At 71.7% G+C, this 18,922-nt stretch carries 16 protein-coding genes, 1 tRNA gene and 1 riboswitch; of the genes, 12 read left to right on the top strand and 5 right to left on the bottom strand.

The annotated features are described in order from the left end of the window. Positions 1–5: 5 nt before the first annotated feature. Entirely contained in the window at positions 6–1,214 is a 1,209-nt protein-coding gene (locus ACZ6S8_RS20795; protein WP_469457755.1) for a globin domain-containing protein, read from the bottom strand. Between the two features lie 121 nt (positions 1,215–1,335). Here ACZ6S8_RS20795 and ACZ6S8_RS20800 point away from each other — a divergent pair, with 121 nt between their 5' ends. From ACZ6S8_RS20800 to ACZ6S8_RS20840, 9 genes are all read left to right on the top strand, one after another. After that, the gene (locus ACZ6S8_RS20800; protein ID WP_469457757.1) at positions 1,336–2,646 is read left to right on the top strand and encodes a cytochrome P450 family protein; all 1,311 of its coding nucleotides are present in this window, start codon (positions 1,336–1,338) and stop codon (positions 2,644–2,646) included. Between the two features lie 85 nt (positions 2,647–2,731). Further along, positions 2,732–3,811, top strand: a complete 1,080-nt coding sequence (locus tag ACZ6S8_RS20805; protein WP_469457759.1) for a LysM peptidoglycan-binding domain-containing protein — start codon at positions 2,732–2,734, stop codon at positions 3,809–3,811. A 275-nt stretch (positions 3,812–4,086) separates the two neighbouring features. Then, a riboswitch (cyclic di-AMP (ydaO/yuaA leader) is annotated at positions 4,087–4,259 on the top strand. Positions 4,260–4,262: 3 nt separating this feature from the next. Further along, on the top strand, positions 4,263–4,991 hold the full coding sequence (locus ACZ6S8_RS20810) for a transglycosylase family protein (RefSeq protein WP_469457761.1): 729 nt from the start codon (positions 4,263–4,265) through the stop codon (positions 4,989–4,991). A 285-nt stretch (positions 4,992–5,276) separates the two neighbouring features. Next, positions 5,277–6,569, top strand: coding sequence for a phosphopyruvate hydratase (eno, locus tag ACZ6S8_RS20815; protein WP_469457763.1), 1,293 nt, complete (start codon positions 5,277–5,279; stop codon positions 6,567–6,569). Positions 6,570–6,697: 128 nt separating this feature from the next. Continuing rightward, positions 6,698–7,186, top strand: a complete 489-nt coding sequence (locus tag ACZ6S8_RS20820; protein ID WP_469457765.1) for an FtsB family cell division protein — start codon at positions 6,698–6,700, stop codon at positions 7,184–7,186. A 52-nt stretch (positions 7,187–7,238) separates the two neighbouring features. Further along, a complete protein-coding gene (locus ACZ6S8_RS20825; protein WP_469457767.1) occupies positions 7,239–7,784 on the top strand; it encodes a DUF501 domain-containing protein in 546 nt (181 codons plus the stop codon). Further along, the gene (locus ACZ6S8_RS20830; RefSeq protein ID WP_469457769.1) at positions 7,781–8,752 is read left to right on the top strand and encodes a Ppx/GppA phosphatase family protein; all 972 of its coding nucleotides are present in this window, start codon (positions 7,781–7,783) and stop codon (positions 8,750–8,752) included. Before ACZ6S8_RS20825 ends, ACZ6S8_RS20830 begins: the two co-directional genes overlap by 4 nt. Positions 8,753–9,357: 605 nt before the next feature. Further along, positions 9,358–10,740 carry an NAD(P)/FAD-dependent oxidoreductase gene (locus ACZ6S8_RS20835; RefSeq protein ID WP_469457771.1) on the top strand — a complete coding sequence of 461 codons (1,383 nt, stop codon included), beginning with the start codon at positions 9,358–9,360 and terminating at the stop codon, positions 10,738–10,740. Between the two features lie 163 nt (positions 10,741–10,903). Further along, a complete protein-coding gene (locus ACZ6S8_RS20840; protein ID WP_469457773.1) occupies positions 10,904–12,283 on the top strand; it encodes a class I SAM-dependent methyltransferase in 1,380 nt (459 codons plus the stop codon). A 96-nt stretch (positions 12,284–12,379) separates the two neighbouring features. Here ACZ6S8_RS20840 and ACZ6S8_RS20845 read toward each other — a convergent pair whose 3' ends face one another. Together ACZ6S8_RS20845 and ACZ6S8_RS20850 are read right to left on the bottom strand one after the other, a co-directional pair. Then, positions 12,380–14,929 (bottom strand): ABC transporter permease, encoded by a 2,550-nt coding sequence (locus ACZ6S8_RS20845; protein WP_469457775.1) that lies wholly within the window; start codon positions 14,927–14,929, stop codon positions 12,380–12,382. 60 nt (positions 14,930–14,989) lie between these two features. Beyond that, positions 14,990–15,754: an ABC transporter ATP-binding protein gene (locus ACZ6S8_RS20850; protein WP_469457900.1), complete on the bottom strand. Its 765-nt coding sequence runs from the start codon at positions 15,752–15,754 to the stop codon at positions 14,990–14,992. A gap of 461 nt (positions 15,755–16,215) precedes the next feature. Here ACZ6S8_RS20850 and ACZ6S8_RS20855 point away from each other — a divergent pair. Together ACZ6S8_RS20855 and ACZ6S8_RS20860 are read left to right on the top strand one after the other, a co-directional pair. Beyond that, a tRNA-Leu gene (locus ACZ6S8_RS20855) sits at positions 16,216–16,297 on the top strand. Between the two features lie 146 nt (positions 16,298–16,443). After that, positions 16,444–17,304, top strand: a complete 861-nt coding sequence (locus ACZ6S8_RS20860; protein WP_469457777.1) for a Bax inhibitor-1/YccA family protein — start codon at positions 16,444–16,446, stop codon at positions 17,302–17,304. A 118-nt stretch (positions 17,305–17,422) separates the two neighbouring features. Here ACZ6S8_RS20860 and ACZ6S8_RS20865 read toward each other — a convergent pair whose 3' ends face one another. Continuing rightward, a complete protein-coding gene (locus ACZ6S8_RS20865) occupies positions 17,423–17,653 on the bottom strand; it encodes a DUF4287 domain-containing protein (protein ID WP_267721830.1) in 231 nt (76 codons plus the stop codon). A gap of 103 nt (positions 17,654–17,756) precedes the next feature. On the opposite strand from ACZ6S8_RS20865, the gene ACZ6S8_RS20870 reads away from it, so the two are divergent. Beyond that, positions 17,757–18,113, top strand: coding sequence for a hypothetical protein (locus ACZ6S8_RS20870; RefSeq protein ID WP_469457779.1), 357 nt, complete (start codon positions 17,757–17,759; stop codon positions 18,111–18,113). Here the strand turns inward: ACZ6S8_RS20870 and ACZ6S8_RS20875 are convergent. Then, positions 18,097–18,912, bottom strand: coding sequence for a hypothetical protein (locus tag ACZ6S8_RS20875; protein ID WP_469457781.1), 816 nt, complete (start codon positions 18,910–18,912; stop codon positions 18,097–18,099). The two genes, ACZ6S8_RS20870 and ACZ6S8_RS20875, sit on opposite strands and share 17 nt — an antisense overlap. Positions 18,913–18,922: the final 10 nt, after the last annotated feature.

Genomic DNA, 18,922 nt, shown 5'->3' on the forward strand with positions numbered 1-18,922 from the left:
CATCCTCACGGGCGCGGTGCGCGGCCCGAGGGGTTGTGCCAGTGCGGCGCCGGGCGGTTCAGGAACCACTCGCCGAAGCCCAGCGGGCGGCCGCCGGGGCCGTTGCCCCGGCCCGCGCCGGGCACCCTGTCGTGGAAGATCCGGCCGGGCCGGGCGCCCAGCTCCTCCAGCAGGTACGCGGTCTCCTCTATGAACGGGGCCGGTCCGCTGAGGTAGACGTCCTGGTCGGGCCAGAGCGCGCGGTTGCCGAGCGCGGTGGCCAGCCGGTCGGTGGCCTGGTTGCGGTGCTGCCCGGGGGCGGGCGTGATGTAGGTGACGCCGAGCCAGTCGCACGCCCCCGCGTACGCGTCGATGAGCGGCCGGTCGTAGAGGTGCGCGGAGTCCCGGGCGACGACGAAGAGGCGTACGTCCTGATCGGGCGGATGCTCCACGAGCTCCTCCAACAGGGCCCGGACCGGCGCCCAGCCGGTGCCGGCGGCGATGAGGCTGACGGGGCGGTCCTCGCGGCGCAGGACGAGCTGCCCTCCGGCGGCGCCGAGGCGCAGCACGTCGCCGGGCCGCGTGTCGCGGACCAGGGCGGTGCTGAGGCGGCCGTCCTCGATCCGGCTGACGTGGAGGTCGACGGTGCCGTCGGGGCGCGGGGCGTTGCCGAGGGAGTACGTGCGCCAGGTCGTCGGCACCCGCTCGCTGCTCACGCTCGCGTACTGGCCGGGGAGGTAGGGGAAGGGGAGCAGCGGCTTGAGGGTGACGACGCCGATGTCCTGCCCGTACCGGAGGTGGCGGACGACCTCCGCGTCCCACCAGGGCGGGTCGTCCCCGGCGTCGGCGCCCTCGGCCATGGCGTCGGCGATCATCTGGTACGCCTCGGTCCACGCCTTCTCCGCCCGCGGCGTCCAGGCGCTGCCGGAGGTCTCGGCGAGCGCGGCGACGAGGCTGGCGCCGACGGCCGCGTAGTGCTCGGGGCCGGCCAGGAACTTGCGGTGGTCGCGTCCGAGGTCGCGGAGGTAGGGGAGGAGGGCCTCGCTCTCCAGCTCGGCGACGACGTGCGTGAGGGCGGCGAAGAGCCGGTCCCGCTGGCGTTCCATGTCCTCGGCGGACGCGGGGAAGAGCGCGCGGATCCCGGGGTTGTGCCAGAACAGGTGGGAGTAGAAGAACTTGACCGCGTGCTCGGCCCTTCTCTCCACCACCGCGAAACTGCTCTTCAAGATCCTCACGTCCACAGAACCGAAAGTAGGAGGGGCCGCGCACCTGACGTCAAGTGATGGCTGATCTGCGGACAGCCGCGACGAAGCACCCATATGGGGTGGGGGGTCGGCGCCGGGATACGGTCGTCGGGTGCACGAGCAGACCCCCGCAACGCCAGCCGAGACCCCGTCCGCCCAGGGCCCGACCCTGTTCGACTGGGAGTTCGCGACCGATCCGTACCCGGCCTACGCATGGCTGCGCGAGCACTCCCCGGTGCACCGCACCACGCTTCCCAGCGGAGTCGAGGCCTGGCTGGTCACCCGCTACGCCGACGCCCGCCAGGCCCTCGCCGACCAGCGGCTCAGCAAGAACCCGGCGCACCACGCGGAGTCCCCTCACGCCAAGGGCAAGACGGGCATTCCGGGCGAGCGCAAGGCCGAGCTGATGACGCACCTGCTCAACATCGACCCGCCGGACCACACCCGGCTGCGGCGGCTGGTGTCGAAGGCGTTCACCCCGCGCAGGGTGGCCGAGTTCGCCCCGCGCGTGCAGGAGCTCACCGACCACCTCATCGACCGGATCGTGGAGAAGTCCCGGGGTGCGGCGACGGGGGAGGCCGACCTGATCCACGAGTTCGCCTTCCCGCTCCCCATCTACGCCATCTGCGAGATGCTCGGCGTCCCGCGCGAGGACCAGGACGACTTCCGCGACTGGGCCGGGATGATGATCCGGCACGGCGGGGGTCCGCGCGGCGGCGTGGGGCGCGCGGTCAAGCAGATGCGCACGTACCTCGGCGAGCTCATCCATCGAAAAAGGGACGATCTGGGCGACGACCTGATCTCCGACCTGATCCGGGCGAGCGACCACGGGGACCACCTGACGGAGGGTGAGGCCACCGCGATGGCGTTCATCCTGCTGTTCGCCGGGTTCGAGACGACCGTGAACCTGATCGGCAACGGCGTCCACTCCCTCTTCGCGAACCCGGACCAGCGCGAGCGCCTCCAGCGCTCCCTCGCCGCCGGGGAGCGCGGTCTGCTGGAGACCGGCGTCGAGGAGCTGCTGCGCTACGACGGGCCCGTGGAGCTGGCCACCTGGCGGTTCGCCACCGAGGCGCTGACCCTCGGCGGCCGGTCGGTGGAGGCGGGGGACCCGGTGCTCGTCGTCCTGGCGGCCGCCGACCGGGACCCCGACCGCTTCGCCGACCCGGACGCGCTCGACCTCTCGCGCACCGACAACCAGCACCTCGGATACGGCCACGGCATCCACTACTGCCTGGGTGCTCCGCTCGCCCGGCTGGAGGGTCAGACCGCGCTTGCGACTTTGCTGACGCGTCTGCCGGACCTGGAACTCGCCGTTCCGCCCGAGGAGCTGCGCTGGCGCGGCGGACTGATCATGCGTGGCCTGCGCACGCTTCCCGTCCGCTTCGCAGCCCCAAACATCGGAGGAACACCTGACGCTTAGTCGACTGCGGTCGGAACTTGTGACAATCGCTCAAAGGCCGCTAAGTTCTGCCGTTACCCCGCCGTTATGCGAAAGGTGCACCTACATGCGTTCCGGGAACGGCCGCCACAGACGCCCCCGCCAGGTCCCCGCGCTGGTAGTCACAGCCGGAGTCACTGGCTCAGCGCTGGCCCTGCCGCTGCTTGCAGCCACCAACGCCACGGCCGCCGACACCTCCACGTGGGACAGGGTCGCCGAGTGCGAGAGCGGCGGGAGCTGGAGCGCCAACTTCGGCAGCGGCGCGTACGGCGGGCTGCAGTTCACCCAGGACCAGTGGCGCGGCGCCGGCGGGCTCGACTTCGCCGAGCGGCCCGACCTCGCCAGCCGCTCGCAGCAGATCGCCGTCGCCGAACGGGTGCTGGCCTCCCAGGGCCCCCAGGCGTGGCCGCTGTGCGCGGCGTCCGCCGGGCTGGCCCAGCAGAGCCCCGCCGCGGAGGTGGACCCGGGCCTGCCCGGCCCCGCCGGGAGCGCGTCGCCGACGCCGAACCGGCCCGACGCCGAGGTGCCCGTCCACGGGTCCGACCCCGCCAGGGACTTCGGGGCGCCGACCCCGACCCCCTCCGACACCCCGGCGTTCGCCATCCCCGACGGCCCGCTCGCGCCGCCCGGCGGACTTCCCGTCATGCCGGCGCCGGACGACCCGTCGACGGCCCCGGCCGACCCGACGGCCCCCGTGACGCCCGGCGGCCCGGGAACGGCCCCCGCCGACCCGACGGCCCCTGTGGACCCCACGGCCCCCGCCGACCCCACCGCGCCGACCACCCCGGCCGACCCGACGGCGCCGGCGGGCCCGGGTGTGCCCACGGGCTCCGCTCCCGGCCCGTCCACGGGCCCGACGCCCCAGACGACTCCGGGCGCCTCCACCGACCCGTCGGTCCCGCCCGCCCTGCCGGTGGAGGGCAGCGGCAAGCACCGCGGAACGCCCGCCGTCGAGGCGCCCGGCGCGTCTGACGCCGCGTCGGAGCCCTCGTACACCGTGAAGTCGGGCGACAGCCTGACCGCCATCGCGGACGCCAACGGACTCAAGGGCGGCTGGAACGCGCTCTACGCCGCCAACGAGCAGGTCATCGGCGAAGACGCCAACCTGATCAAGCCCGGCCAGAACCTGGATCTAACCGCGAAATAGGGGCACTTCGGGCACCCTTTAAAGGGTTGATTGTCCGTTTTCTGTAAGTGAGACATGTGTCTCTTCGGGTCAACTGGCGTGTCCCGCCCCGGAGCTCGCGCAAACCCCGTCCTCACCTGCGCAAACGCTCCCGGGAAGGGCGCAAGTAGGGGCGTTTCTCCCCGATGTGGCGCGTTGAACATCGGGGAGGGAGCCGTCTACCTTCTGAATCGCTCGCCACCGCGGGCTCCTTCGACCGCATCGCCGAATCCTGCCGGCGGACGGGGGGAACAGTCGTCGCGCAAGCGCCGAAGGCAGGAGCGGGGGAACCAAGGTAGGCGCCGGGAGCGGCCGTTGAGAGACGGTCACGCCACCGGCTAGGGGTTAAGACGTGCGCAAGGTCGCACGGCCGGGCAACTCACTCGCCCGAACCCGACAGCTCACCTCGTAGGCGTCGGTGAGGAGAAACTCCATGCTGCTTTCCGGCAAGGGCAAGCACCGCCGCGGTTCCAAGGCCGTCCGCATCGTCACGCTCGCCGGTGTCGCCGGTGTGGCCGTGGCCGCCCCCCTGATGGCCGCCGGCTCCGCCAGCGCCGCCACCGCGTCCGAGTGGGACAAGGTCGCGCAGTGCGAGGCGGGCGGCAACTGGGCCATCAACACGGGCAACGGCTACTACGGCGGACTGCAGTTCTCGTCCTCCACGTGGGCCGCGTTCGGTGGCAAGTCGTACGCCGCCCAGGCCAACCAGGCCACGAAGTCGCAGCAGATAGCCATCGCGGAGAAGGTCCTCAAGGGCCAGGGCAAGGGCGCCTGGCCGTCCTGCGGCGTGGGCCTGTCGAACTCCTCCTACACGGGTGGCGGCTCGACGGAGACCCCGAAGCAGACCAAGAAGACCGAGACCAAGAAGACCGCGCCGAAGACCGAGGTCAAGAAGACCGCGCCGAAGGTCGAGACCAAGCGGTCCCAGGCCCCGACGACGCGCTCCGAGCGCTCCGAGGCCCCGGCCCCGGCCGCCAAGCCGAAGGCCCAGGCCCCGAAGACCGGCACCGGCTCGTACGAGGTCAAGTCCGGTGACACGCTGGGCACCATCGCCGAGGCCAACAACGTCCAGGGCGGCTGGGAGAAGGTCTTCGAGCTCAACAAGGACATCGTCTCGGACGCCGACCTGATCTTCCCGGGTCAGAAGCTCGACCTCAGCTGAACCCCGCGGCAACCGCCGCCGGAGCCCCCGCGCTCCGCCCGCTGAATCACGCAGGGTCCCACCGCCCGGCGCGCCTCCCCCCGCGCGCCGGGCGGTGGCGTGTGCGCCCACGGCGCGCGGATTCAAGAGACCTATGTCCTGGAAGAGGGGTATTCGGGCCCTTTTTCGTCCCAGGACCCGGGCGGTCGTCCGGCCCCGCGCCCGGAGCCGGTTAGGCTCTAGGCGGCAAGGCCATCCCACGGCCTGACACGCCACCGCACACCCAGCGTCACATCCCAGAAGGAGATGCTCGTGCCGTCCATCGACGTCGTCGTAGCCCGGGAAATCCTGGACTCCCGAGGCAACCCCACGGTCGAGGTCGAGGTGGGCCTCGACGATGGCAGCACCGGCCGTGCTGCCGTCCCGTCCGGCGCCTCCACCGGTGCATTCGAGGCCATCGAGCTCCGTGACGGTGACCCCAACCGTTACTTCGGCAAGGGTGTCGAGAAGGCCGTCCTCGCCGTCATCGAGCAGATCGGCCCGGAGCTCGTCGGCTACGACGCCACCGAGCAGCGCCTGATCGACCAGGCCATGTTCGACCTGGACGCCACCGACAACAAGGGCTCCCTCGGCGCCAACGCCATCCTCGGCGTGTCCCTCGCCGTCGCGCACGCCGCGTCCGAAGCCTCGGACCTGCCGCTCTTCCGCTACCTCGGCGGTCCGAACGCGCACCTGCTGCCCGTCCCGATGATGAACATCCTCAACGGTGGGTCGCACGCCGACTCCAACGTGGACATCCAGGAGTTCATGATCGCCCCGATCGGCGCGGAGTCCTTCTCCGAGGCGCTGCGCTGGGGCGCCGAGGTCTACCACACCCTCAAGAAGGTGCTCCACACCAAGGGCCTGTCCACCGGCCTCGGTGACGAGGGCGGCTTCGCCCCGAACCTGGAGTCCAACCGCGCCGCGCTCGACCTCATCGTCGAGGCCATCAAGCAGGCCGGCTACGTCCCGGGCAAGGACATCGCGCTCGCGCTCGACGTCGCCGCGTCCGAGTTCTACAAGGACGGCAAGTACGAGTTCGAGGGCCAGTCCCGCTCGGCCGCCGAGATGACCGAGTACTACGAGGAGCTCGTCTCCGCGTACCCGATGGTCTCCATCGAGGACCCGCTGTACGAGGACGACTGGGCCGGCTGGAAGACCCTCACCGACCGCCTGGGCTCCAAGGTCCAGATCGTCGGCGACGACCTCTTCGTCACCAACCCGGAGCGCCTGGCCCGCGGCATCGAGGAGGGCTCCGCGAACGCCCTGCTCGTGAAGGTGAACCAGATCGGTTCGCTGACCGAGACCCTCGACGCCGTCGAGATGGCCCAGCGCAACGGCTTCAAGTGCATGATGTCGCACCGCTCCGGCGAGACCGAGGACGTCACCATCGCCGACCTCGCCGTCGCCGTGAACTGCGGCCAGATCAAGACCGGCGCCCCGGCCCGCTCGGACCGCGTCGCCAAGTACAACCAGCTGCTGCGCATCGAGGAGATCCTCGACGACGCCGCCGTGTACGCGGGCCGCTCCGCCTTCCCGCGCTTCCGCCCCGGGAACTGATCCCGCGCGGCCGGGGCCGGCCGCCGCCCCCGCTTTTTGCGGCGCCCGCCTCCGTACGTCCCCGCACTCGGTCCCGTACCGTGTGCGGGGACGTATTGCGTAGTGCGTATATAGGGGAGGCGGGATCAATGGCCGGGAACCGGGATCGGTTCTCCACCTTCTCCACCGCGACCAGGCTCAAGCAGCTCGGCGAACGGACCGCGGCCCACGTCTACCGCTCGCAGTCGCGCCGCCAGGTCCGCCGCAGCCGGCTCACCGGCCGGGCCGCACTGCTGGTGCTGGTCCTCTGTACCCTGGTCGTCGCCCTCGCGTATCCGATGCGCCAGTACGTGTCCCAGCGCTCGGAGATCGCGGAGCAGCAGAAGGCGGCCGTCTCCGCGCGGCTCCGCCTGGAGCGGCTCCGCGACGAGAAGGCCCGCTGGCAGGACGACGCGTACGCGGTGCAGCAGGCGCGCAAGCACCTGCACTTCCTGCGCCCGGGGGAGATCGGCTACATCATGAGCGACCCCGGCGCCGCGGGCCGCGAACGGCCCCGGACCGGGCAGGCAGGCTCCGACCGGCCCTGGTACTCGAACGTCTGGGACGGCGTCGACAAGGCCGACCGACCCGGCGACTGACCGACCAGCACCACCCGTCAACGAACCGCGAACGAAGAGACTTCCTCCAGGCATGCAGACGCCCCCGCCCCAGACCGACCGGACCGAGCCGACCGACGCGGACATCGAGGCGTTCGAGCAGCAGCTCGGCCGCCCGCCGCGCGGGCTGCGCGCCATCGCGCACCGCTGCCCCTGCGGCCAGCCGGACGTGGTGGAGACCGCCCCGCGGCTCCCCGACGGCACCCCCTTCCCGACGCTGTACTACCTGACGTGCCCGCGCGCGGCCTCCGCGATCGGCACGCTGGAGGCCAACGGCGTCATGAAGGAGATGCAGGCCCGGCTCGCGGAGGACCCGGAGCTCGCCGCCGCCTACCAGGCCGCGCACGAGGACTACATCCGCCGCCGCGACGCCATCGACGTGCTCCAGGGCTTCCCGAGCGCCGGCGGGATGCCGGACCGCGTGAAATGCCTGCACGTCCTGGTCGGGCACTCGCTGGCCGCCGGCCCGGGCGTGAACCCGTTCGGCGACGAGGCCCTCGCGATGCTGCCGGAGTGGTGGGCCAAGGGTGCCTGCGTCACCCCGTGCGGGGAGCGGAAGGCCGGGGAGGAGTCCCGGTGACCCGGGTCGCGGCCGTCGACTGCGGTACGAACTCCATCCGCCTGCTGGTCGCCGACGTCGACCCGGCCACCGGCGAGCTGGCCGAGCTGGACCGGCGGATGACCGTCGTCCGGCTCGGGCAGGGCGTGGACCGGACCGGGCGCCTCGCCCCCGAGGCCCTGGAGCGCACCTTCGCGGCCTGCCGCGAGTACGCCGCGGTCATCAAGGAGCTCGGGGCGGAGCGCGTGCGCTTCGTGGCCACCTCGGCCTCCCGGGACGCCGAGAACCGGGACGACTTCGTCCGGGGCGTACTGGAGACCATCGGCGTCGAGCCCGAGGTGATCTCCGGCGACCAGGAGGCGGAGTTCTCCTTCACCGGAGCCACGAAGGAGCTCACCGGGCGCGACGACCTGCCCACGCCGTACCTGGTGGTGGACATCGGCGGCGGCTCGACCGAGTTCGTGGTCGGCGACGACCGGGTGCGGGCCGCCCGTTCCGTGGACGTCGGCTGCGTCCGGATGACCGAACGTCACCTGGTCGTGGACGGCGTGGTCACCGACCCGCCGACGCGGGAGCAGGTGGCGGCGGTGCGGGCCGACATCGAGGCGGCGCTGGACCAGGCCGCCGGGACGGTCCCGCTGGAGGAGGCGCGCACGCTGGTGGGCCTGGCCGGGTCGGTGACCACGGTCGCCGCGATCGCGCTCGGGCTGCCGGAGTACGACTCGGCGGCGATCCACCACTCCCGGATCTCCTACGACCGGGTCCGCGAGATCAGCGAGCGCATGCTGACGTCGACGCACGCCGAGCGCGCCGCGATCCCCTCCATGCACCCGGGCCGGGTCGACGTGATCGGGGCGGGCGCGCTCGTCCTGCTGGCGATCATGGAGCGGACCGGCGCCCGGGAGGTCGTGGTCTCGGAGCACGACATCCTCGACGGCATCGCGGTCAAGACCGCGGAAGAGGCCGAGGCCGGCGAGCCGCGGTCCTGACGCGGCGCCTCTGTCGCAGGCGGTGTCCCGGTCCGCCGACCGGGACACCGCCTTCGTCGTCCGCTGCCGCGTGGACCTCACGGCGGTCGCCACCGCCCGCCGCGGGGCGCTCAGGTGAGCGGGAGGTGCGCCCTTTGAATCCTTCGCGTACGCGGGCGACTTCAGAGGAAAGGGCGGACGCAGGGGCGCGGTCCGCCACCCGACAGGGGTTCTCTCACGGGTTCGGGGAAGGCATTCGGGGGTCTTTCGGCCCGTGATCCACACGAAGTTCGTGAAGTTCTTCACAAGGAAAAGACGCCCGATGCTCCAACCGGAGTGCCCCGAACGGCTTCCGGGGGCCCCTCGGGCCCCCTTCCGCGCCTGTTCGTACGAATGGCGGACCTGGTCGGTTCCGGCTCGGAGCATCGGACGAAGCCCGGTGGTCCAGTCCGGTTCGGGGCCTACGGGCCAGTTCAGGACGGGTGAACAACGATTCCCGTTGCGCGCTGGTTCCCGTCGCGGGCCATGACCTCGGTCACGTGGGCGGCGGAGTGTAGCAGAGGGCCCCGGACACCTTGTGAAGGGGCTCACGAGCGTCACCCCTGGGGGTGCTGGATACTCGTTCCATGAGCACCACGGAGCGTCCCAGGATCCTCGTTGTAGGAGGTGGGTACGTAGGCCTGTACGCAGCCAAGCGCATCATGAAGAAGATGCGCTACGGCGAGGCGACCGTCACGGTCGTCGACCCGCGCTCGTACATGACCTACCAGCCCTTCCTCCCCGAAGTGGCCGCAGGCAGCATCTCGCCTCGGCACGTCGTCGTCCCGCTGCGACGCGTGCTGCCCAAGGCAGAGGTCCTCACCGGCCGGGTCACGACCATCGACCAGGACCGCAAGGTCGCCGTCGTCACGCCGCTGGTCGGCGAGGCGTACGAGCTGCCCTTCGACTACCTGGTGATTGCGCTCGGAGCCGTTTCCCGCACCTTCCCGATCCCCGGCCTCGCCGAACAGGGCATCGGCATGAAGGGCGTCGAAGAGGGCATCGGCCTGCGCAACCACGTCCTCGAGCAGCTGGACAAGGCCGAGTCCACGACGGACGAGGACGTCCGCCGCAAGGCCCTCACCTTCGTCTTCGTCGGCGGCGGCTTCGCCGGCGCGGAGACCATCGGCGAGGTCGAGGACATGGCCCGCGACGCCGCGAAGTACTACTCCAGCATCAAGCGCGAGGACATGCGCTTCGTGCTGGTCGACGCGGCCGACAAGATCCTTCCCGAGGTCGGGCCCAAGCTCGGCACCTGGGGCAAGGAGCACCTCGAGTCCCGCGGCATCGAGATCTACCTCAACACCTCCATGGACTCCTGCGTGGACGGCCACGTGGTGCTGAAGAACGGCCTCGAGGTCGACTCCAACACCATCGTGTGGACCGCGGGCGTCAAGCCGAACCCGGCGCTGGCCCGCTACGGCCTGCCGCTGGGCCCTCGCGGCCACGTCGACGCCGAGCCGACCCTCCAGGTCAAGGGCACCGACTACATCTGGACCGCCGGCGACAACGCCCAGGTGCCGGACCTCGCCGCCCGCAAGGCCGGCGTGGAGAACGCCTGGTGCCCGCCGAACGCCCAGCACGCGCTGCGCCAGGCCAAGGTCCTCGGCGACAACGTCATCTCGGGCATGCGGGGCTTCCCCCAGTCTGAGTACTCGCACTCCAACAAGGGTGCGGTGGCGGGCCTCGGCCTCCACAAGGGCGTCGCGATGATCGTCATGGGCAAGATGAAGATCAAGCTCAAGGGCCGGCTCGCCTGGTACATGCACCGTGGCTACCACGGCATGGCCATGCCGACCTGGAACCGCAAGATCCGCGTCTTCGCCGACTGGACCCTCGGCATGTTCCTCAAGCGCGAGGTCGTCTCCCTCGGTGCGCTGGAGACCCCCCGCGAGGAGTTCTACGAGGCCGCCAAGCCGGCTCCGGCCGCCGCCGTCACGGCTCCGGCCCAGAAGGCCAAGGCGTCCTGACCCGGCACGCCGGGTGAGGCCCTGAGCCCGACCCGCAATACCCGTACGACCCGAAGGGGCCGTCCGCCATCCGTGGTGCGGACGGCCCCTTCGGCGTGCCCGGCCGCTTACTCGGGGTCCGGGTTGGGTAGACCGGGGGGTCGGAGCTTTGTGGAGGTGCGCCATGACCGACGCCGCGCCGCGGCTGGCCGCTGTTGCCGAGACCCTGTTGGGCACCCCCCTGCCGGTGCGCGTGCGCGCGTGGGACGGCAGCGAAGCGGGCCCGCCGGGGACCCCGATCCTCGTCGTCCACACCCGTCGGGCGCTGCGCCGCGTGCTCTGGAAGCCCGGCGAGATGGGCCTGGCCCGCGCCTGGGTGGCGGGGGAACTGACGGTCGACGGCGACCTGTTCGAACTGCTGGACCGGGTGGGGGGCGTGCTCTGGGAACGGGCGCCCGTGTCCGGACCCCCGCCGGGCACCGTCCCGCCGCGGGGGCCGGTCGCGCACCGCCCGCGGCGGCCCGACCGGCTCACCCGGGCCGCCGGCACCGCCGCCCTGCTGCGCGACCCGCGGGCGCGGGCCGCCGTACGGGAACTGGCCGCCCTGGCCCGGCCCTGGCCAGCTCCCGCCGCGCCCCCGGAGGAGGCGCACCGCCGCGACGGTGCGCGCCACACCAAGGGCAGCGACCGGCAGGCCGTCAGCCACCACTACGACGTCGGCAACGACTTCTACGAGCGGGTCCTCGGGCCCTCCATGGTCTACTCGTGCGCCTACTGGAGCCCCGGCGGGACCCTGGAGGAGGCCCAGCACGACAAGCTCGACCTCGTCTGCCGCAAGCTGGCCCTCAGACCCGGCGACCGGCTCCTCGACGTCGGCTGCGGCTGGGGCTCCATGGCCCTGCACGCCGCCCGCGAGTACGGCGTCAGGGTCACCGGCGTGACCCTCTCGCGCGAACAGGCGGCCTACGCCCGCAAGCGGGTCGCGGAGGAGGGCCTCGCCGACCTGGTCGAGATCCGGATCCAGGACTACCGGGACGTGGACGACGGCCCGTACGACGCCGTGTCCTCCATCGGGATGGCCGAGCACGTCGGCGCCGACCGCTACCGGGACTACGCCCGCGCCCTGTACGCCCTGCTGCGGCCCGGCGGACGGCTGCTGAACCACCAGATCGCCCGCCGGCCGGAGCCCGACGAAGAGGCGTACCGGATCGACGAGTTCATCGACGCGTACGTCTTCCCCGACGGGGAGCTGTCGCCGCTCGGCAGCACCGTGGGCGAGCTGGAACGGGCCGGCTTCGAGGTCCGGGACGTGGAGGCGCTGCGCGAGCACTACGCGCTCACCCTGCGGGCCTGGGTGGCGCGGCTGGAGGCCCACTGGGACGAGGCGGTCCGGCTGACCTCGCCGGGACGGGCCCGCGTCTGGCAGCTGTACATGGCGGCCTCGGCGCTCGCCTTCGAGCACGGCCGGCTCGGCGTCAACCAGGTGCTGGCCGTGAAGTCCGGGGCGGGTGGCGGCGCGGGGCTGCCGCTGCGGCTGCGCACCTGGGGCGGGGGGCCCTCGTAAGGTCCCGTCCGGGTACGGCGGAAGGGCCCTGGCAGACCGTCCGGTCTGCCAGGGCCCTTCCTTGTCCCGTGCTCCGTGTACCCGGCGCGGGGCCGGCTATTCGGTCTTGATGGCGGTGAGCATGTTCAGCCGGGCGGCGCTGCGGGCCGGCCACATGGCGGCGAGGACGCCGACCACTCCGGCGAGCAGGAGGAAGACGCCGATCCGGTCGAACGGCAGGACCAGTGCGTAGTCCGGGACCGTCTTGGAGACGGTGGTGCCGACGGCCCAGGCGAGGAAGACGCCGATGACGATGCCGAGGACCGCGCCGAAGAGCGAGATCACCACGGCCTCCAGACGGATCATGTTCTTCACCCGGCTGCGGTCGAGACCGATGGCGCGCAGCATCCCGATCTCCTGGGTCCGCTCGAAGACGGACATCGCCAGCGTGTTGACCACGCCGAGCACCGAGATGATGAGCGCCATGCCGAGCAGGCCGTACATGATGTTCAGCGCCATGTTGATCATGCCGCCCATCTCGTCCCGCATGTCCTGCCGGGTGGCGACGGTCATCGCCGGGTTCTTGCCGAGGGCGTCGACCACGGTCTGCTGGGCGGCCTTGGAGGCGCCGCCGTCGACGTTGACGTAGACCTCGCTGATGAACGGCTCGTCGGAGTGGGCGTTCAGGATCTTCTCGTCGATCACGTACGGGGAGAGCAGGCCCTCCAGGTCCTTGTAGACCGCCCCGACCTTCAGCGAGCCCTTCGAACCGTCGTCGTACTGGACCTGGAGCGGGGAGCCGACCGCGAGCTTCTGCGCCGTGGCCGTCTTCTCCGCCACGGCCACCTCGCCCTTGCCGAGGCTGTCGAGCGAGCCGCTGAGGACCTCGATGTTCAGCAGCTGCCCGATGGCACCCGGCGTGACGCCCGAGGCCGAGGCGAACTCGCCGCCGATCCGCAGCGAGCCCGCGACCTGCGGCGAGACCGCCTTGATGCCGGGGGCCTTGGCCAGCGCCTCGGGCACCGACTTGTCCAGGTAGCCCATGCCGCCGGACATGGAGACCTTGTAGTCGGCCTTGAGCTTGTCCGTGCTCATCCGGTCGACGGCCTGGCCCATGGTGACGCCGAGCACCGACAGGGTGGTGACCAGGGTCAGTCCGATGGCCAGCGAGGCGGCGGTGACGGCGGTGCGGCGCGGGTTGCGCACCGCGTTCTGCGCGGCCAGCTTGCCGGGGACCCCGAAGAGCTTCTGCAGGGCCGGGCGGATGGAGGCGATGACCGGCTTGGAGAGCAGCGGCAGCAGCACGATCATGCCGATGAGCATGAAGAACGCGCCGGCACCGATGACCATGCGGCCGTCGCCGCCCATGGACACGCCGAGCAGGACCACGCCGATGCCGAGGAGGCTGATGACGGAGCCGAGCACGTTGCGCAGGACCAGGGACTTGGAGCTGGCCGGCAGGTGGGCGCTGCCCATGGCGGCGACCGGGGCGATCCGGCCGGTGCGCCAGGCGGGGAGCACGGCGGCCAGGGTGGTGACCAGGATGCCGATGACCAGGGCCGCGACGACGGTGCCCGGGGCGATGACGAGGTCGCCGCCCGGGAGCTTGGCGCCGAAGGAGCCCATCACGGACCGCATGCCGACGGCCAGGCCGATGCCGCTGACCAGGCCGATGGCGGCGGACAGGGCGCCGACGACGAGGGCCTCGGCGAGGACCGAGCGCATGACCTGGCCGCGGTTGGCGCCGACGGCGCGCAGCAGGGCCAGCTCCTTGGTGCGCTGGGTGACCAGCATGGTGAAGGTGTTGTAGATGAGGAAGACGCCGACGAAGAGGGCGATGCCGGCGAAGGCGAGCAGCATGGTGCTCATGCCGCCCAGTTCCCGCTCGATGTCCTTGGCCTGCTCCCGGGCGAGCTCGGCGCCGGTCTGGGCCTTGGTGTGCTCGCCGCCGACGAGCGGCTTGATCTCGGCGAGCAGTTGGTCGGCGGAGGCGCCGGCCTTGGCGGACACCGAGAGCTCCTGGAAGAAGCCGGGCTTGAGGTAGAGCTCCTGGGCGACCTTGGTGTCGAAGAGCACCAGGCTGCCGCCGGCCTGGACGGCGCCGTCCTCGGTGGTGAAGACACCGGCGAGGGAGTACTCCTTGACGGGGCCGTTCGTGGCGACGCGGACCTTGTCGCCCACCGCGTACCCGCCCGCGTCCGCGGTCGCCCGGTCGAGGGCGATCTCGTCGGCCTTGGCCGGGCCGGCGCCGGTGGTGAAGGCGTAGCGGGGGTCCTTGCCGTCCTTGACGGGGGCGTAGTTGGAGCCCTTGTTGGACCAGCCGGAGCCGATCAGCTTGCCGTTCTCGTCGCCGACGCCGGCGAAGCCCTGGACGCGGCCGGAGACGGCGTCGACGCCGCCCAGGCCGCGGACCTTGTCGAGGGTCGCCTGGCTGATGCCCGGCTCGCCCTCCGGACGGCCCTCGTCGTCGCGGCCCTGGCCGTAGGAGGTGACGGAGACGGCGATGCCGTCGTAGCTCTTGGCGGACTGGCCGGAGAGGGACTTCTTGAGGGTGTCGGTGAAGACGAGGGTGCCGGAGACGAAGGCGACGCCGAGGGTGACGGCGAGCACCGTCATCAGCAGCCGGGCCTTGTGCGCGAGGACGTTGCGCAGGGCGGTACGGAACATGAGGGAAAGTCCAGGGGTTCGGTTGCGGTCAGCGGAGGCCGGGCGGGGGAGGCGGCCGCCTCAGCTGGTGCGGCCCTTGGCGTCGAACGCCTTCATGCGGTCCAGTACGCCGTCCGCGGTGGGCGCCGTCATCTGGTCGACGATGCTGCCGTCGGCGAGGAAGACGACCCGGTCCGCGTAGGCCGCGGCGACCGGGTCGTGGGTGACCATCACGACCGTCTGGCCGAGCTCGCGCACCGAGTTGCGCAGGAAGCCCAGGACCTCGGCGCCGGAGCGCGAGTCGAGGTTTCCGGTGGGCTCGTCGCCGAAGATGATCTCGGGGCGGGAGGCCAGGGCGCGGGCCACGGCCACGCGCTGCTGCTGGCCGCCGGAGAGCTGCGTCGGGCGGTGGCCGAGGCGGTCGGAGAGGCCCACCATGGCGATCACGGTGTCCAGCCACTGCTTGTCGGGCTTGCGCCCGGCGATGTCCATGGGGAGCGTGATGTTCTCCAGGGCCGTCAGGGTCGGCAGCAGGTTGAAGGCCTGGAAGATGAAGCCGATCTTGTCCCGGCGCAGCTGCGTGAGCTGCTTGTCCTTCAGGGAGCCCAGCTCGGTGTCGCCGATGCGCACGGAGCCGGAGGAGAAGGTGTCCAGTCCGGCGACGCAGTGCATCAGCGTGGACTTGCCGGAGCCCGAGGGGCCCATGATCGCGGTGAACTCGCCCTGGTTGAAGTCCACGCTGACGTTGTCCAGGGCGACCACCCGGGTCTCGCCCTGGCCGTACACCTTGGAGAGGCCGGTGGCGCGGGCGGCCACGGCCTGGGTGGTGTGCGGGGCGTAGTTCATGGTGGTCACGGGAGCGACTCCTGGGGCTGCGGACCGGCTGCGGTCTACGGATCGGAGGGACGTTCCCATCCTCACCGGGCGCACCCCCGCTCCGGATCAGCCGTGGTGCCCGTTCCCTGGCCCACCGCAGGTTGACCACGGGGCCGTCCGACTCCTCCTCTGGTATGACGGGAGTGCCCGCCGCGCGACGGACCCGCGGCGTGCGGCCCGGCCCCGGTGCGGGGTGGTCCGGGGGTGGCGGGGGGTGGCGCGCGGGGTGGCGGATGCCATCGAAATCCCGTCATTCCCACACGGGCCGCAACGGCCTTCCGGAAGGTGCCCACCGTGCGTTCTGGGGTCTGACGACCCCTCAAGCGCCAATAAAATCAGACAACATCGGATAGAGGCCCCGTTGGCGTCGATCGTCTTCCGGATAGGCTCGGCGCAGCGTTCAAGGCTTTTTCACGGGGCCGCCGCGCCTTGCCCGGATGGTGGAATGCAGACACGGCGAGCTTAAACCTCGCTGGCCCTCGGGCCGTGCCGGTTCAAGTCCGGCTCCGGGCACTCCGCGCTGCAGCGAAGCCCCGCCGGTATATCCCCTGCGCTTCGCCATGCCGTCTCCTAAGATCCTCCTCCAGCAGTAGGGTGCTTTCTTTGCGAGCGCATTACTCTTGAGTCAAGGCCGCGCTCGGTGGCCACGGAGGAGTGAGATGAGGAGCAGTAACCCGGTCTTCTCGCGACGGGGGTTCAGCCGCGACAACGGTGGCCATGCGGGCTTCGACGCCCAGCAGCAGCACCAGCAGGCCGGGGCCGCGACCAACCCGTACGCGACGAACCCGTATGCGACCGACCCGGCCACGGGTATGCCGCAGGCGCCGGCCCGCACCAATGTGATGACCATCGACGACGTCGTGAGCCGTACGGCCATGACGCTCGGCACGGTCATCCTGACGGCGACGCTCGCCTGGGTCCTGCTGCCCGTCGACCCGGCCAACATCGGCACGTCCTACGGCATCGCGATCGGCGCGGCCCTGGTCGCGTTCGTCCTGGCCATGGTCCAGTCGTTCAAGCAGAAGGCCTCGCCGCCGGTCATCCTGGCCTACGCGGCCTTCGAGGGCGTCTTCCTCGGCGTGATCAGCGCGGCCGTCAGCACCTACCTGGGCGCCGGCGTCGTCGTGCAGGCCGTGATGGGCACGATGTGCGTCTTCGCCGCCGTGCTCTTCGCGTACAAGATGCGCTGGATCCGCGTGAACCGGCGCTTCACCGGTTTCGTGATGGCCGCCGCCATGGGCTTCATGCTGCTCATGCTGGCGAACCTGCTGTTCTCGGTCTTCGCCGGCGGTGACGGCCTCGGCTTCCGCAGCGGCGGCCTCGGCATCCTGTTCGGCGTCATCGGCGTCATCCTGGGCGCCTGCTTCCTCGCCCTGGACTTCAAGCAGGTCGAGGACGGCGTGGCGTACGGCGCCCCGCGCGAGGAGGCGTGGCTGGCGGCCTTCGGCCTCACCATGACCCTCGTGTGGATCTACCTGGAGATGCTCCGCCTCTTCTCGATCCTCTCGGGCGACGACTAGCAGGACCGGCAGCCGTCCCGGCTGTCCACGACGCAGGGGGAAGGCCCCGCGAGCACTGCGCTCGCGGGGCCTTCCCGCGTTCGTAGGGGACAGGGGTCGGGAACGGGATCCTCAGGGCTCAGCCGAAGCGGCGCGCGGCCCTGCGCAGGTCGTACTCGTGGATGATCGCCTTGGCCTGGCCGTACGACAGCTCGTGCGCGCCGCGCAGCCAGCCGACCTTCTCCTCGAACCGGACGAGGGAGGGGCCCTCGTCGACGGTGCGGAGCCAGTCGGAGAGTTCACGACCGGTGGTCTGGGGGATTCTGTCGATCATGTTGCGGTGGGTCTGCTCGGAGAACTCTACGGACATATGGGCGCCTCCGGAGGTATCGCCGTGCTGTTCTCTTCACGACACCGTGCCGCAGAGTCCGCCCGTTGGCAATGGCGCCCGGGCGGCGCGTAAGGTCGGCCGGGTGCTTGATACTTCGCCCCTGACCGCCGCCGTGGAACGCTTCGCCGACCGGCTGCGGGCCGCTCCGCAGAGCCGTCTGCAGCAGGGCGCGGCCGCCGTGGCCCTCGAACTGGCCCGCGAGCTCTCCGTCCGGGCGCAGCGCCTGGAGGGGGCGTCCGGGCCGGAGCGGGAGATGCCGGACGCGGGGATCTTCGTCGTCGGCGATCAGGTGGCCGTGGCCGGGCTGGACCTCGCCGAGGCACTGCGCGGCGCGGCGGGATCCGCGACGGGGACGAGGGACGGCACGAAGGCCCCGTCCGTGGTGCTGGACGAGGCCGTGCGGCTGGTGGAGCGGGCGGACGTCAGAGCGAGGCGATGACGCGGTCCGCGAGGATGTAGACGTTGCTGTCGGCGTCCTCGGCGTCGCCGCAGGAGAAGGTCAGGGCGTACGCCCCGGAGATGCCCGAGCCGCCCAGCAGGACCGGCGCGGTGCCCGAGCGCAGGGCCTCGGCGAGGCGCTCCGCGGTCTCCCGGTGGCCGGGGGTCATGCAGAGCGTGGTGCCGTCGGTGAAGACGTACACGTCGAGCGTGCCCAGGGGGCCCGGGCGGACGTCCGCGAGGGCCGTACGGGCCTCCGCGAGCTCCTCCAGGCGGCTGACGGTGCGCTCGTGGTCGGCGCCCGGGTGCGAGGCCTGGGCCGGTACGAAGTCGGGGTGCGAGGGGTGGCGCCGGCGGGCGGCGGCCAGCTCGGCCGAATCCTCCGGGTAGCCGGTGTACTCCTCGTAGGACTCCTCGCCGAGCACCGCCTCCAGGCCCACCAGGTCGGCCTGCCGGGGCAGGAAGACCGGGCTGTCGTCGCCGAGCCCGGGCAGCCCGCCCAGCAGCGACGGGGCGTCGGCGGCGTCGCGGGCCTCCTGCGCGGCCCAGAAGGCCCGCGCCTCGGCCAGCTCGCGCTCGCGCTCCTCTGCGAGGGCCTCGGCGACGGCGGCTCGTATTTCCGCGGCGGGGGACTCCACGGCGCTGCGGGCGTGCGGCACGGTCGCACCACGGAGGTGGGCCGGGGCCGACAGCTCACTGCGCAGGGCCGTGACCTGCTTGCGCAGGCCGTGGACGGCGTGCAGCGCAGCAGCGCCCACGGCCGTGGCAGCGGCCGTGGTCAGCAGCAGGGCAAGAGACATGGCGCTCACT

This window comes from Streptomyces sp. NPDC048461, assembly GCF_055587105.1.

Excerpts from the sequence above, each read along its gene's own strand:
- ACZ6S8_RS20805 (WP_469457759.1), top strand. The coding sequence starts at position 2,732 with ATGCGTTCCGGGAACGGCCGCCACAGACGCCCCCGCCAGGTCCCCGCG.
- ACZ6S8_RS20810 (WP_469457761.1), top strand. The coding sequence starts at position 4,263 with ATGCTGCTTTCCGGCAAGGGCAAGCACCGCCGCGGTTCCAAGGCCGTC.
- eno (WP_469457763.1), top strand. The coding sequence starts at position 5,277 with ATGCTCGTGCCGTCCATCGACGTCGTCGTAGCCCGGGAAATCCTGGAC.
- ACZ6S8_RS20820 (WP_469457765.1), top strand. The coding sequence starts at position 6,698 with ATGGCCGGGAACCGGGATCGGTTCTCCACCTTCTCCACCGCGACCAGG.
- ACZ6S8_RS20825 (WP_469457767.1), top strand. The coding sequence starts at position 7,239 with ATGCAGACGCCCCCGCCCCAGACCGACCGGACCGAGCCGACCGACGCG.
- ACZ6S8_RS20835 (WP_469457771.1), top strand. The coding sequence starts at position 9,358 with ATGAGCACCACGGAGCGTCCCAGGATCCTCGTTGTAGGAGGTGGGTAC.
- ACZ6S8_RS20840 (WP_469457773.1), top strand. The coding sequence starts at position 10,904 with ATGACCGACGCCGCGCCGCGGCTGGCCGCTGTTGCCGAGACCCTGTTG.
- ACZ6S8_RS20845 (WP_469457775.1), bottom strand. The coding sequence starts at position 14,929 with ATGTTCCGTACCGCCCTGCGCAACGTCCTCGCGCACAAGGCCCGGCTG.
- ACZ6S8_RS20850 (WP_469457900.1), bottom strand. The coding sequence starts at position 15,754 with ATGAACTACGCCCCGCACACCACCCAGGCCGTGGCCGCCCGCGCCACC.
- ACZ6S8_RS20860 (WP_469457777.1), top strand. The coding sequence starts at position 16,444 with ATGAGGAGCAGTAACCCGGTCTTCTCGCGACGGGGGTTCAGCCGCGAC.
- ACZ6S8_RS20865 (WP_267721830.1), bottom strand. The coding sequence starts at position 17,653 with ATGTCCGTAGAGTTCTCCGAGCAGACCCACCGCAACATGATCGACAGA.
- ACZ6S8_RS20875 (WP_469457781.1), bottom strand. The coding sequence starts at position 18,912 with ATGTCTCTTGCCCTGCTGCTGACCACGGCCGCTGCCACGGCCGTGGGC.